Source organism: Mesorhizobium qingshengii (assembly GCF_027563465.1).
Taxonomy (GTDB): Bacteria; Pseudomonadota; Alphaproteobacteria; order Rhizobiales; family Rhizobiaceae; genus Mesorhizobium; species Mesorhizobium qingshengii_A.
The window spans coordinates 24,758-37,807 of sequence record NZ_JAPFQA010000019.1; the positions used below are offsets into that span (position 1 = coordinate 24,758).

The 13,050-nt window shown below is 60.4% G+C and carries 12 protein-coding genes and 1 pseudogene; 4 read left to right on the plus strand and 9 right to left on the minus strand.

Annotated features, from left to right (window positions below; all coding sequences use genetic code 11):
* Window positions 1–77: 77 nt before the first annotated feature.
* Window positions 78–1,331: a type II restriction endonuclease gene (locus OOJ09_RS27310; RefSeq protein ID WP_269908226.1), complete on the plus strand. Its 1,254-nt coding sequence runs from the start codon at window positions 78–80 to the stop codon at window positions 1,329–1,331.
* A 459-nt stretch (window positions 1,332–1,790) separates the two neighbouring features.
* Here the strand turns inward: OOJ09_RS27310 and OOJ09_RS27315 are convergent, their stop codons facing one another.
* Both OOJ09_RS27315 and OOJ09_RS27320 read right to left on the minus strand, forming a co-directional pair.
* Window positions 1,791–2,804, minus strand: coding sequence for an iron ABC transporter substrate-binding protein (locus OOJ09_RS27315; RefSeq protein WP_269908172.1), 1,014 nt, complete (start codon window positions 2,802–2,804; stop codon window positions 1,791–1,793).
* A 219-nt stretch (window positions 2,805–3,023) separates the two neighbouring features.
* A complete protein-coding gene (locus tag OOJ09_RS27320; protein WP_269908173.1) occupies window positions 3,024–3,821 on the minus strand; it encodes a YdcF family protein in 798 nt (265 codons plus the stop codon).
* 42 nt (window positions 3,822–3,863) lie between these two features.
* Here OOJ09_RS27320 and OOJ09_RS27325 point away from each other — a divergent pair, with 42 nt between their 5' ends.
* The gene (locus tag OOJ09_RS27325; protein ID WP_269908174.1) at window positions 3,864–4,478 is read left to right on the plus strand and encodes a cytochrome b; all 615 of its coding nucleotides are present in this window, start codon (window positions 3,864–3,866) and stop codon (window positions 4,476–4,478) included.
* Here the strand turns inward: OOJ09_RS27325 and OOJ09_RS27330 are convergent.
* The 4 genes from OOJ09_RS27330 to OOJ09_RS27345 form a co-directional block, all read right to left on the minus strand.
* Window positions 4,461–4,892: a YqaA family protein gene (locus OOJ09_RS27330; protein ID WP_420107553.1), complete on the minus strand. Its 432-nt coding sequence runs from the start codon at window positions 4,890–4,892 to the stop codon at window positions 4,461–4,463. The genes OOJ09_RS27325 and OOJ09_RS27330 overlap by 18 nt on opposite strands.
* A 22-nt stretch (window positions 4,893–4,914) precedes the next feature.
* Window positions 4,915–6,435: a multicopper oxidase family protein gene (locus OOJ09_RS27335; RefSeq protein WP_269908176.1), complete on the minus strand. Its 1,521-nt coding sequence runs from the start codon at window positions 6,433–6,435 to the stop codon at window positions 4,915–4,917.
* Window positions 6,436–6,465: 30 nt separating this feature from the next.
* Complete coding sequence (gene cueR, locus OOJ09_RS27340) at window positions 6,466–6,954, minus strand: Cu(I)-responsive transcriptional regulator (protein ID WP_269908177.1); 489 nt, start codon at window positions 6,952–6,954, stop codon at window positions 6,466–6,468.
* Window positions 6,955–7,033: 79 nt separating this feature from the next.
* On the minus strand, window positions 7,034–9,496 hold the full coding sequence (locus OOJ09_RS27345; protein WP_420107556.1) for a heavy metal translocating P-type ATPase: 2,463 nt from the start codon (window positions 9,494–9,496) through the stop codon (window positions 7,034–7,036).
* Between the two features lie 265 nt (window positions 9,497–9,761).
* On the opposite strand from OOJ09_RS27345, the gene OOJ09_RS27350 reads away from it, so the two are divergent.
* Both OOJ09_RS27350 and OOJ09_RS27355 read left to right on the plus strand, forming a co-directional pair.
* Window positions 9,762–9,965 carry a heavy-metal-associated domain-containing protein gene (locus OOJ09_RS27350; protein ID WP_269908179.1) on the plus strand — a complete coding sequence of 68 codons (204 nt, stop codon included), beginning with the start codon at window positions 9,762–9,764 and terminating at the stop codon, window positions 9,963–9,965.
* Between the two features lie 63 nt (window positions 9,966–10,028).
* Window positions 10,029–10,483: pseudogene (locus OOJ09_RS27355) on the plus strand (DUF4396 domain-containing protein); the annotation flags it as partial.
* A 325-nt stretch (window positions 10,484–10,808) separates the two neighbouring features.
* Here OOJ09_RS27355 and OOJ09_RS27360 read toward each other — a convergent pair.
* From OOJ09_RS27360 to OOJ09_RS27370, 3 genes are all read right to left on the minus strand, one after another.
* Window positions 10,809–11,807, minus strand: coding sequence for a heparan-alpha-glucosaminide N-acetyltransferase (locus tag OOJ09_RS27360; protein ID WP_269908180.1), 999 nt, complete (start codon window positions 11,805–11,807; stop codon window positions 10,809–10,811).
* A 280-nt stretch (window positions 11,808–12,087) separates the two neighbouring features.
* Window positions 12,088–12,300, minus strand: coding sequence for a cold-shock protein (locus OOJ09_RS27365; protein WP_269908181.1), 213 nt, complete (start codon window positions 12,298–12,300; stop codon window positions 12,088–12,090).
* A 186-nt stretch (window positions 12,301–12,486) separates the two neighbouring features.
* Window positions 12,487–13,044 carry a DUF922 domain-containing protein gene (locus OOJ09_RS27370; protein WP_269908182.1) on the minus strand — a complete coding sequence of 186 codons (558 nt, stop codon included), beginning with the start codon at window positions 13,042–13,044 and terminating at the stop codon, window positions 12,487–12,489.
* Window positions 13,045–13,050 lie beyond the last annotated feature (6 nt).

A 13,050-nucleotide genomic window follows, 5' to 3' on the forward strand; every position in this document is an offset into this window, starting at 1 on the left:
GTAACACGCCAAAATGCACCTTGGCGGTTGCAGTTCGCAAGCGAGCGCAGCTTAGGGAGGTCGGCTTGTCAGAAGCGATGGCGGCGTTGTTGAACCGTTGGCGCAGTGATCCCAACGGGACCTATCGATCATGGTTCTTGTGGGAAGAGCGCATCAAGAACTTTCGCTCGATACGCCGTGGCATTCAGCAGGTCGTGAGCGAGATCGGTGCGGGCGCGTTCGGAAACGCCTACAGAGGGTCCTCGTTGGAAGTGGTCGTCCATTCGATCGCCGAGCAAAGACAGATTTTCAAGGGGGCCGATCACGCCTTTCTTTGGAAACCCAAGCTACGAATCCCGGACATCTACGAGAATGCCGACAACCAGCGCGCATTCGGACGAATGCTCGACACCTGCGTGTGCTGCAACGAGGAGTCGGTGATGCTCGCGGCGATACAGGAAATCGACGCACGGGCGATCAAGGGGCTAGGCCCTGCCGTCGCAAATCTTCTTTATTTCCTGCATCCGACGTTGGCGCCGCCCTTCAATACCGCGATCGTCAACGGCTACAATGCGCTCACCGGGGCCAAAGTGAAGCTCGGCCGATGGGAGCAATATCTGGCAATGAGGAAGGGAATCCTTGTCCTGAACGCCAAAAACCGCGCTTCGCTTTCGAACGATCTTGGAGCGATTGGCGGCCTGCTGTTCGATATTGGCAGTGGCCGGTACGCCGCGCCGCCGCTCGAGGACAGTCCTGTGGCGATGGCCGCCTGGCGCGACGACCTGGCGCGCGTTCGGGAGGAGGCGATAGCCGACCGTCTGATCAATGCGGCGCGCGAGAACGATCACACACACACAGAGATCCAAGGTTGGTTGCGCGATCTCGGTTTCGCTATGGGCTACGATGTTTGGGTGGCTTCCAACGACCGCAACCGTGCTTTTGGCGGTGGGAAGCTCAGCGACTTCTGTCTTGAAGTCCTTCCATTTCCCGAAGGCGTTTCGGCCGCGGACGCAGTTCGGCTCATCGACGTGCTGTGGCTCGATAAGGCGACGAGGCGGATCGTCGCTGCCTACGAGGTAGAGCACACCACATCGATCTATTCCGGAATAGTCCGCATGTTGGATCTTGCCCTTGGCGAGGAAGTGCAAGGGCTGGAGGGGCTATTCCTTGTAGCGCCCGACGCGCGGGAGCAAGATGTCCGCAATCAGCTCAACAGGCCGGCATTCAGCCGAATTGCGGATCTGAAGGTGCGATATTTGGCGTACGGCGAACTCAAGCACAATCGCGAGGCTATCGCCAAATTCGGCCATGGCATGAAGCCCATCCACGCGATTTCGCGGACGCTCAGTTGAGAGTCGATATTATTCGAACCCGCGCACCTCGGCTACGCGGACCGAAACAAGATAGCGTTTAAGAGCTGGAACTCATGGTTGAGGGATGCTGGCTTGGAAAAGTTGTCGAGTGATCGAGGTGTCGGCGAACCACAGCGCACAAAAGTTGGAGCGGCCACGTGCCGGCGGCCGCTCCATATCGCCGTGGCCCTTGAAGTGAAAGGAACACGCGCGACGGCCTCATCACCCTACATCCCCTGGCCGCTAGGGGAGCAAGGCCCATCGGGCAGGTCACAAGAATGTGTTGGCTAAGCTGTTGGTCGGCTTCTGCCGCAGCGATCATTTGATGCGAACGTTTCGGCCGCCCGAAGAGTGGGTTTGTTTCTCTTCCGCCTAAACAAAAGGCTCACTGCCGGATATGGCAGTGAGCCTAGGTATCGGGTGGGAAAAATGCGGCTATCGTCGCCAATGGTAAGCCGCTCAGAGCAACCCGGCAGCGGTCATAAGGTCGGTGACCTTCTTGCTGTTCAAATTCGACGGATCGACTTTCGGCGCCTGAAGATCCTTCAGCGGAACCAGCGCTGGATTGCTGTCGGCACCGACGCTGACGGCATATTCGAACGACGTTCCGGTCTTAAGGACGTCCTGGCCATCCTTGCCGGTGATCCACTTCAGGAAGGCCTGCGCCTCCTTGGCATGCTTGCTCGAAGCAAGCACGCCCCCTCCAGAAATGCTGACAAATGCGCCCGGATCCTGATCCTTGAAATAGAGGAGCCCCACGTTCTTGCTGTTTTCTCCAGTCTGGGCCTGATCTCCATAATAGTAGTAGTGGAAGATCACCGCACCTTCGATTTCACCAGCATTGACCGCCTTCATGGCGGCACTATTGCTTCGGTAGGCGGTGACATTGGCCTTTGTCGCGTTCAGCCATTCCGCCGTATCGGCTTCGCCCTTTATCTCAAGCAGGGCCCCAATGATCGACTGAAAATCGGCACCCGACGGAGAAGCAGCCCAACGGCCCTTCCAGCCCGGGTCAGCCAGATCCAGCAGCGACTTTGGAAGCTTGTCGGCAGTCAGCTTGGTCTTGTCGTAAGCAAAGACGGTACTGCGCGCGGCAATACCGACCCAATGCCCATTAGCAGGACGGAATTCTTTGGACACCTGCGCCAGCGTGTCTCCATCGACCGGCGCGAACAGGCCCGCCGCGTCGACAAGTGCCATGGCGGGCGAATTTTCTGTCAGGAATACATCGGCCGGCGTGGCGGCGCCTTCGGTGACGATCTGGTTGGCGAATTCAGGGTCTTCGCCGTTGCGCAGTGTGACCTTGATTCCTGTGTCCCTGGTGAAGCCCTTTACCCATTCGTTGGCCAGGCTCTCGTGCTGGGCATTGTAGACGATGATACCGTCGTTTGTGTCCTGGGCCAGCGCCGGTGCAGCGAGAAAGGCGTAGCATAGCGCCATGGCGCTCGCGAAAATTGAAAGGGCGGATCTCATCGGATGCTCCAGGCTACAGGCTGATGTGCCGGCCGGCTCTTAGCAATACTGGAGTATTGATGTCAACATAACTACACAGGTCGCAGTAGCCGCCGAGGCGGGAAAAATATGGCGTCTGGCTGAGCGATTTGTCGTTCGACAGCAATCCTTGGCGGGAGGTGGCTTCGGAAATCGTCTCCCCTCACGACCGGAGCGATAACTTCGCCTCGCGAATGATACCTAATGCACGGAAGGAAACAACTCAGCCGTCAGCCCTGCAATCCGGTAAGTCAATAAGCCGAACCATTCATGCGCGGCGAGATCGGTCGCTGCAAGACCGACCGTGATTGAATCAGTCGGGCGTTTGAGATCTGCCGCGCCGCGCGTACGATAGTCGACAGGGTAAGGGGTCACATCAAAACCGGCAGCGCGAAAACATCCGATCGCCCTCGGCATGTGGCTCGCCGACGTGACCAGGAGCCAAAGCTCGCCTGGCTTCGGTTGGATCGAGGCGGCGCTCTCCGTGCCGTTCTCGCAGGTATTTCGAGATCGTTCCTCCATCTCGATGCGCTCGGGCGACACGCCCAGCGACACGAGAATATCGCGGGCGACCTTTGATTCCGTCAGTGTGCTGGCACCATGACTCTGGCCCAACCCTCCGGAGAGAAAAATTCGTGCATCTGGATAACGCCTGCTGAGATCGACAGTCGCGGTCAGCCGTTCTCCCGCCTCATTCATCGCCAAAGTGCCGCGATAGCTGCTGATATGCGGGTCGACGGCCCCGCCAAGCAGGATGATACCAGCCACCGGCATATCGATGACCGGCTGGGGGAAGCGGTTCTCGAGCAACATCAACGCAGCCGGTCCCAGAGGGCTCCAACCGCAGATGGCCAACAACAGAACCGACGCTATGATGCATGCCCGTCCCAGGCGGAATCTGCCGAGGAGCGCGGCAGGAATGCCGACCATGCCGAGCAGCGCGATCAGATTGGAAGGGATCAGGAAAAACTCGACGAGCTTTGAGATGACGAAAAACATCACGCCCTCTCACGCGCATTTGACAACCGGCGGGCCTCAAAGGTGAGAGAGAATCCTCGCCTGCACTGGCATTTCGGCATTCGGCTGCTGCATTGGCTGACCGTGATCGCGCTCGCGGCGCAAATCGCCATTGCCTTCGGACCGATGAACGGGCCGGGGATGGCGACGATGAACTGGCTTCCGCTCCACATGTCGATCGGCGTGACGATCCTTGCCATCATTGTCCTTAGGCTTTGCTGGCGCATCTTCACCCACCCCCCCGTGAGGCAGCCCAAACGAACCGTGCGGTTTGCGACTTCTTTCTTCCACGTGTTTCTCTACGCAATGATTCTTGCCGTCTTGATAACGGGATGGCTGGGCTACCAGCCAATGCCCTTCATGCCTCCCGCACGGCTTTTCGGAAACTTGCCCGTGCCGTTGCCACCATCTGTCGGCGCGCTGTCGGCAAGGGCTTTCGCGTTCGTCCATGCAAAGCTCGTCTGGATCTTGCTTGGGTTCATTGGTGCTCACGTCCTGGGCGCGCTGGTGCATTTCGTGCTGCTTCGCGATGGTGTAATGCGAAGCATGTTCTTCAATCGGTCGAACACGGCCTCGCGGGAGCAGAAGGTGCCGGTTGCGGTCGGCGATAAAGCCGGCAGCTCAGGCGATCGCCCATAATCCTCCCGCGATGATCACCGCATATCGTGCAGCCTTCCCAAGTGCGACGAGCACCACGAACAAACCAAAATGCACGCGCGCTGCGCCGGCCGCTACCGTGAAAGCATCTCCGACGACCGGCAGCCAGGCGAACAGGAGCGTCCACGCGCCAAAGCGGCGAAACGTCCGGCTCGCATGCTCATACTGTTCACGAGTGATTGGAAACCATCGCTTGGTCTGGAGCGTGTCGATGCCCCGCCCCATTATCCAGTTCATCACCGAGCCGAGCGTGTTGCCGATCGTGGCAACCGTAAAGAGCAGCGCCGGATCGCCACGGCCCGCGGCGACTAAGCCCGCGAGCACCACCTCCGATGAGACTGGCAAGACGGTTGCGGCGAGGAATGCGCTGACGAACAGACCGCCATAGATGGCCAACGCTGCCACGTCGAGCGACCGGCTACGCCTGCACGTCGACGATGCCCATCATGCCAAGCTGCTCGTGTTCCAGGATGTGGCAATGAAACATTCGCAGCCCCGGCCGGTCCTGTCGTAGCAGGAGCCGCACCGTCTCGCCGCGCGCCACGTTGACCGTGTCCTTCCAGGCCAGGTAGGCCGGTTTCGAGACCTGGCCATCGCGTTCGTGCTCGATCACCTGAAACTGCGTCCCATGCACATGGAACGGATGGTCCATGTCCGCCTTGTTGACAATTTCCCAGAGTTCGACCTGTCCTGCTTTAGACACGACATCGATGCGGCCCATGTCAAAGGCGGCGCCGTTGATCAGGAACCCCATCTCCATGTTTGTCGCGGTCATCGTCATGGTTTCGGTGAAGACGAAGCGCCGGCTGACGACAGGGGCGTTAAGTTGCGCAATCGGCCGCAGCCTGTCCGGCAGCGGCGGGAGCGGCTCTGCAGGTGTCTCCGAAACATTGACCGTAAGCAGTGTCAGGCCTGCATCCGCAGGGCGGCCTGCGCCCATCCAGCCGCGATCGTAGTCAAGCGTGTACAGCGTGGCTGGGCCGGGCTTGTCGAAGGTAACAATCAGCTCAAGGCGTTCCGCCGGGCTGAGAAGGATTTCGTCGGCTTCGATCGGTGCTTCCAACAGACCGCCGTCCGTTCCGACAACCATCATTGACGCTTCAAACGACAGTCGAAGGAAGCGCGCATTGGTGGCGTTGTAGAGCCGGAAGCGCCGCTTCGTGCCAAAGGGGACCGTTAGCGCAGGATTCTTCTGGCCATTGACGAGTACGTGATCGCCGACGCGCCCGTTCATCAGATCGACCATCGTATTGTCCGGCATCGTGCCGTCGGCAGCAAGGCGAAGGTCGGTGAACACCAGTACGGTATCGCCATACTCCGCCGGAATTGGATCGACCTTCGGCTTGACCAGGAACACGCCGGCAAGGCCGCGATAAACTTGCTCGGCCGTCTTGCCGTGCGGATGCGGATGGTACCAGTACGCTGCTGCGCTTCCCTCGGGCAGTTCGAAGCTGTAGGTGCGATCGCCCGCCGTTGCGACCGGATCCATCGGATTGCCGTCCTGGTCCGCCGGCACCGGCATGCCGTGCCAGTGGAGGGTGCTCGCCTCGCCCGGAATGCGGTTTGCGAAGGTGATCTCGACGCGGTCGCCCTCGACCGCCTCGATCAGCGGACCGGGACTCATGCCGTTGTAGCCAAGAATCGGCGTGTCGAGCCCCGCGGCGAAGCGAGCCGTAGCGGGCTCGGCGGTGAGTTTCGCCCTGAACAGGCCGGGCGTATTGGCTTCGTTGACGAGGAGAGGCAATTGACGAAGCGGCTCTCCCTCAGGCAGCATGAGCGCGTTCTTCGGTGCCGCCATGTCGTTGCCACCCATATCCATGCCGGGCATGTCATCCATGCCGGGCATGTCATCCATGCCGTCCATCTTCATTTGAGCGATCGCACGCCGGCTAACAAAAACCGTCGCAAGACCTGCCGCCAGAAAACCGCGTCGATGCATCTGTCGTCTCCTACGTCACAGAGTAGCGCGTCAGCGCGCGGTACGATGAGAAAGTCCACCAACGCTTGGCGCTGTCGCCGCCACCACGGGGCTCCGGCGCTTTTTCGGTGCCCTGGCTGGCCCGGCCTCGTGACCGCTGGAAAGGCTTTCGATGATCGGGCAATGCGGGCGATCATCGCCTTGGCAGTGTTCGGCCAGATGACGCAGAGTTTTACTCATGTCGCGGAGTTCGCGCATTTTCCGCTCGAGCTCCGCGACATGTTCCATGGCAATCCGCTTGACATCGGCGCTCGCCCGCGAGCGGTCGCTCCAGAGCGCCAGCAGAGCGGTCATCTGCTCCACCGAAAAGCCAAGATCGCGAGCTCGACGGACGAAACGAAGCATGTGGACGTCGTCGTCGGAATAGACCCGGTAACCGGCATCGGTCCGGACAACGTTCGAGATGAGTCCGATCGTCTCGTAATAACGGATCATCTTGGCCGAGACGCCAGACGCCGCTGCTGCTTCACCGATGTTCATGAGCGAATTCCTGCAGGTTGAGGCTTCCGGCGACAGCAGAGCCGGGATCCGGGGATAAGACACATCTGAACTAGCCCCTTCATATGACCGGGACCGGCCCGGAGAACTGGTCGGCGCGCGGCCTGCCGTCGATCGGCGGCTGGAAGCGCCTGACGCGCAAGGCATTGGTCAGGACGAAGACGCTGGACAGCGCCATGGCGCCCGCCGCGAGCATCGGCGACAGAAGCGTGCCGGAGAACGGGTACAGCACCCCGGCGGCGACGGGTATGAGCGCGATGTTGTAGGCGAAGGCCCAGAACAGATTCTGGCCGATGTTGCGGATCGTGGCCTTGGAGAGCGCGATCGCATTCGCCACGCCGCGCAGATCGCCAGACATCAGGACGACGTCGGCGCTTTCTATGGCGATGTCCGTGCCAGTGCCGATGGCGATGCCGACATCGGCCGCGGCAAGCGCGGGCGCGTCGTTGATGCCGTCGCCGACGAAGGCGACGCGAGCACCGTGCTGGCCAAGCCGCTTGACGGCGTCGACCTTACCGTCCGGCAGCACCTCTGCCACGATTTCGTCGATGCCGATCCGCCGCCCGATCGCCTCAGCCGTGCGCCGGTTGTCGCCGGTCACCATGGCCACTTTGAGACCGAGCGCATGCAGGGCAGCGATGGCCGCCGGCGTCGATGCCTTGATCGGATCAGCGACCGCGATGATTGCAGCAAGCCTGCCATCGATGGCCGCATAAAGCGGGGTCTTGCCCTCGTCGCCGAGCCGTGCTGCCGCCGAAGCAAACATCGAGATGTCCAGGCCGAGCCGTGTCATCAGGCGATCAGCGCCAATTTCAAGCTTGCGGCCTTCGACGGCAGCACTGACGCCAAAACCGGGGACGGCCTCGAAGTCCTTGATATCGGCAAGCACAAGACCGCGCCGCTCCGCGGCCCGAACGATCGCCTCGGCGACTGGATGCTCGGAACGAGCCTCCACCGAGCCGACGAGCCGGAGCACGTCGGCTTCGACAAAACCGTCAGTCACGACGAAATCGGTCAGTTCGGGGCGGCCCTCGGTGAGCGTTCCCGTCTTGTCGAGAGCAATGACCGTAGCATCACGCAGTGTCTGCAGCGCCTCGCCCTTGCGGAAGAGCACACCCATTTCGGCCGCCCGCCCCGTGCCGACCATAATCGAGGTCGGCGTGGCGAGGCCCATGGCGCACGGGCAGGCAATGATAAGCACGGCAACGGCGTTGACGAGCGCGAAGGACAGCGCCGGCTCCGGCCCGAGGAAAAGCCAGGCCCCGAACGTGAGCAAGGCCGCAGCAATGACCGCCGGCACGAACCACGCCGTCACCTTGTCGACGAGCGCCTGGATCGGCAGCTTGGAGCCTTGAGCGGCTTCGACCATCCTGATGATCTGGGCGAGCAGCGTGGCCGAGCCGACCTTGGTGGCACGGAAGGAAAAACTCCCGGTACTGTTGATGGTGCCGCCGACCACTTCCGCGCCAAGACCCTTGGCGACGGGCAGCGGTTCGCCAGTCATCATGGACTCGTCGACAAAGGATGATCCTCCGACGATCTCGCCATCGACCGCGATCTTTTCACCCGGCCGAACCATGACCATGTCACCGACCCGCACTTCGGCGAGCGGCACGTCTACCGTGATGCCGTTCTTGACGACGCGCGCCGTCTTGGGCTGCAGTCCGACGAGTTTCTTGATCGCCTCGCTGGTCCGGCCCTTGGCCCGCGCTTCGAGGGTGCGTCCGAGCAGGATCAGCGTCACGATCACGGCCGCTGCTTCATAATAGACGTTGGCTGTGCCTGCCGGCAGAACACCGGGAAGGAAAGTCGCGACGATCGAGTAGGCCCAGGCAGCACCCGACCCAAGCGCGACCAGCGCGTTCATGTCTGGTGCGCCCCTGAGCAGCGCCGGCATTCCCTTCCTGAAGAAACGCAGACCGGGGCCAAACAGAACAATCGTGGTCAGGACGAATTGCAGGCGCCAGTTCCAATCGCCAAGCGTCATCATCACCCAGTGATGGAACGCTGGCACGAGATGGGAGCCCATTTCGAGCGTGAAGACGGGCAGCGTCAGAAGCGCCGCCAAAGCGAGCGAACGGCCGAGCACGCGGATTTCGGTTTCGCGCCCATCCCGCTCGCGGTCCTCGCCTGCATCCGGCAGGATCTGACGCGCTCCGTAGCCGGCGGCCGCCACCGCCTTTTCAAGTGCATCAGCCTCGGCGGCACCCGTGACGATCCGGACGGTGGCGCGCTCCGTTGCCAGGTTAACATTCGCCTCCGCCACGCCCGGCACTTTCTTGAGTGCCTTTTCGATACGCGCGACGCAGGAGGCGCAGGTCATGCCTTCGATGGCGAGTTCAATCGTATCCGCGCGCGCTTCGTATCCCACCGCCGATACTGCCGCGAGAACGGGAGCAAGCTCCGGCTTGCCGGAGAAAGTCACCTCGGCACGTTGGGTCGCCAGATTGACCGATGCCCTGGCGACGCCCGGCGCGGAGGCAATTGCTTTTTCGACGCGCCGCACGCACGAGGCACACGTCATGCCCTCGATGCCGATCTGAATTGTGGAACCAAGAGCTGAAACGGGGTCGGCTGGTGTGTGGGGGGTAACGGCGTTCACGGTCTGCAACTCCATTCGGTAGCAGCCACACTATATAAAGGTTCCCATAATTGGAAGGTCAAGAGGCAAAATTCGATCATTACGTCGCCGTGGGCTACGACGATCTAACCGGCCCAGAAAAAAGCTCTTGACCTTCCAACGATGGGAAGCCCCATATGACTCGCATCAGCAAGAAAGGAAAGCAGTGATGTTGAAACTGAAGGTTCCGGACATGAGCTGCGGCCATTGCGCCAGCACGATCGAAAAGGCGGTAAAGAGCGTCGATCCGACAGCTCGCGTGGCAGTCGACCTCGGGTCATCGACGGTCGCTGTCGAAACCAAGGCGGACGAAACGTCAATCCGCGACGTCATCAGGTCGGCTGGTTACGACAACGAAAAGTTGGCTCCCTAATCGTCTCGCGCGCGGCCGGCGCGGATCAAAACCGCGTCGGCCGCGTTCATACACTAAAGTCCATTGAGGCTTAGTAGGAAGAGCCGCCGGCAGGGCGTCGGCTCGACAATCCATTGCGTCGCCGGGGACGCGACCGGCATCATCCTCGCCGCCGTCATCACGGCGACGCTAGGCCTGCCGATGTGGCTCGATCTCATCGTTGAATATCTCGCGGGCGTCGCCTTCGGACTGTTCATATTCCAGTCGCTGTTCATGAAATCGATGATGGGCGGCACCTATTGGGAAAACGTTCGCAAAAGCTTCTGCCCGAGTTCATCTCCATGAATTTCATGATGGCCGGCATGGCCCCCGTCATGAGCTTCCTGATGATGGGTCGCGACAGGCGCGGGATGGAGCCGACTGAGCTTTTGTTCTGGGGCGTGATGTCGATCGGCGTCATTGCCGGCTTTGCGCTCGCCTACCCTGCCAATGTCTGGCTGGTCGCACGCAAGCTGAAGCATGGGCTGATGACGCAGCGCCTGCAAATCGCCGAATGCACGACCGCGTCACACCAGTCCCATTTGGTCACGCTCTCGTTTGCCAACAGAAAGGCCGGACTATGAAAGTCCGGCCAAGAATGAAGGTCGGAACCTCCAGAGGGAAACGCGCCGGACGAATGGGAGGAGACATCCGACGCACTGAATATATGGGGGCCACGACGCAGACGCTGCGTTCCAACGAGGATGACGACGTCGTGCAGCGGTGAGCCCACCTTACCCGGCTCTTTCGCCCGCCTAGGACCAGCGTCTCATCCGCCATGCAGGGCAAGGCGCGGACCTGCGTATGAGGGGCAGTTGGCTTCGGTCATTTGACCCCTTTCTCCATCTTGATGTCGGTGCTGGCGGTGCACATGCCGACGAGATCACCCAGATGCGCCCTCCATTCCGCAGTCTGATCGTTGTTGTTGTAGAGCCGATCAAGCGAGGCTTCGCCCTCCAGCGTATCGAGCATGCAGGCACAATAGCTGGAGCAGAACTTGCTGTCGCGCGACTGTTCGCACGATAGCTGGCAGGTTTTCAGGAAGTTAACCTGTGGGGTTTCAACCTTGGCCGGCATCAATTGAGAAAACAGCCAGACGCAGCCGATCAGCAGCGGCTGGTGGATCAGGTAAAAGGCCAGGCTGTGGCGGCTGATGAAGACCAGCGGGTTGGCCCATCGGCCGGGTGCGAGGCTTGCCAGGCGCGCCCGTATACCGGAGGTGGAGGCAAACTTCGCCGTCGCGATCCCCGACAGCACCGCGCCGAACCACGGGAACAGCGGCACATAGTCGTTGGAACGCGGATTGATGGCGGAAAGGCCGACCCACCATAGCCAGGGATGATCGAAGGCCTCCAACCGCAGGTAAACGGGTGCCGCGATGAGAAACGCGGCAACGGCAAGCGTCAGCACCGCCGGAAGGCGCAGGAAGGCGAGACCCAGCAGGCTGGCCAGCGCGATCTCATGCAATATGCCAAAGAAGATGAAGCCGTCCGGCATGGCGACGCGGGTGACGACCGAAATGGCGATCGCGGCTCCGGCAACCATGGCGAACCGCTTCCAGAAGCCGTTCCAGCGGATCTGCCTGCCATGGGCAAGGTACAGGCTGACGCCGACCAGTACCAGGAAGGTCGAAGCGATGCAGCGGGCGTAGATCCTCCACCAACCATAGGCGGTCAGGCCGGGATCGGTATATCCGAAGAACTCCAGATCCCAGGCGAAATGGTAGCTCGCCATGGTGACGAACGCGAAGCCGCGCACGATGTCGATGGCGATGATGCGCTTCGGTTGATCCTGAACGGGTGCGGTCAGCGTATGGATGCTCATGGTCTCGCGATCTGATTCAGCCCCGCATGACGACTATCACTGTTGCGCCGGACAAAAGAAGCTGGCCACGCGTAGCGCCAGAAGCGGTTGCGCCGTCGCGTCCTGCATCCAGACCTTTCGTCTGTGAGCTTACATCACATAGAAGCCGCTTTAGGCCAGCACGATGTATCGCCGCCTCAGACAGTCAAGCGATCTAGCGGAACGAAGGAACCCAATCATGTCGACCAAACCCAGCTGCCGACGCTCGGTTGCGCGGCTCTGGCTCCTGCCCGGACAGAAATCAGCCTGCTTTGCTGAGATTGCCAGCAGAAGATTTACCGGTACGGCGGTCCTGCTCGACCTCATAGTTGATCTTCTGGCCATCAACCAGGGTCGAGAGGCCCGCGCGTTCGACTGCGGAAATATGAACAAACACATCTTGACCGCCGTTGTCGGGCTGAATGAATCCAAAGCCCTTGGTGCTGTTGAACCACTTCACGGTGCCAGTAGCCATGTGCGTATCCCTTGTAGCCAGACCGATTTGTATCGAGATTTGAGATAGACGCACAAAAGCGAAAAATTGCAAGCAAAGGCTCCAGCAGCCAAGAACCACATCGATGTGGGTGTCCCGAAGGCCGCCAAGATGCCCGCAAATATCTTTCCCTATTGGACGATCCGTCCTCGGAAATCGAACGTCGATTCATTCGAGTGTATATGACGGGAGGGTGGCCTCAAGCTGATCCTGCGCCTTTTCTGATTTCTCGACAATCTGTTTGGCAGCGCGATTTAGGGATTGCTCCAGAGCTGTACATGAGCCAGGTGCCGTCGCGCCATGGGTCAGCTTGCTAACCTGTTCTGCCGCATCAACGGCAATCGTTTTGTGACCATATTCATGGGCCTTCAGCTCCTGAAAGTAACTAGCCCAAGCCGTGCGCACGGCTTGGTCGGCGCGCTCTTCGTCGGCCCAGGTCGGAAGTAAAATGTTGAGTTTGAGAACGATTTCGTCCGAGCTGACCCGGCAGGAGTTCTCCGCCGCTTCAAACTGGAAATTCCAGTGCCAATCATCTGACACTTCGCCTTCAATGATACCGTCGCTGTCCCGCTTGGCCACCCGGTGCAAGTCTTCATGTATCGCTTGCCGGCTAAGGCCTCGCAACTGATAAGTCGAATAGGTGATATCGAGCTTCACGTCCGCGCGGGCCGCTCCGACACCAACCATAAAGACAAAACCGCTAAAAACGGCGGTGTATTTGCTCATTGTCAA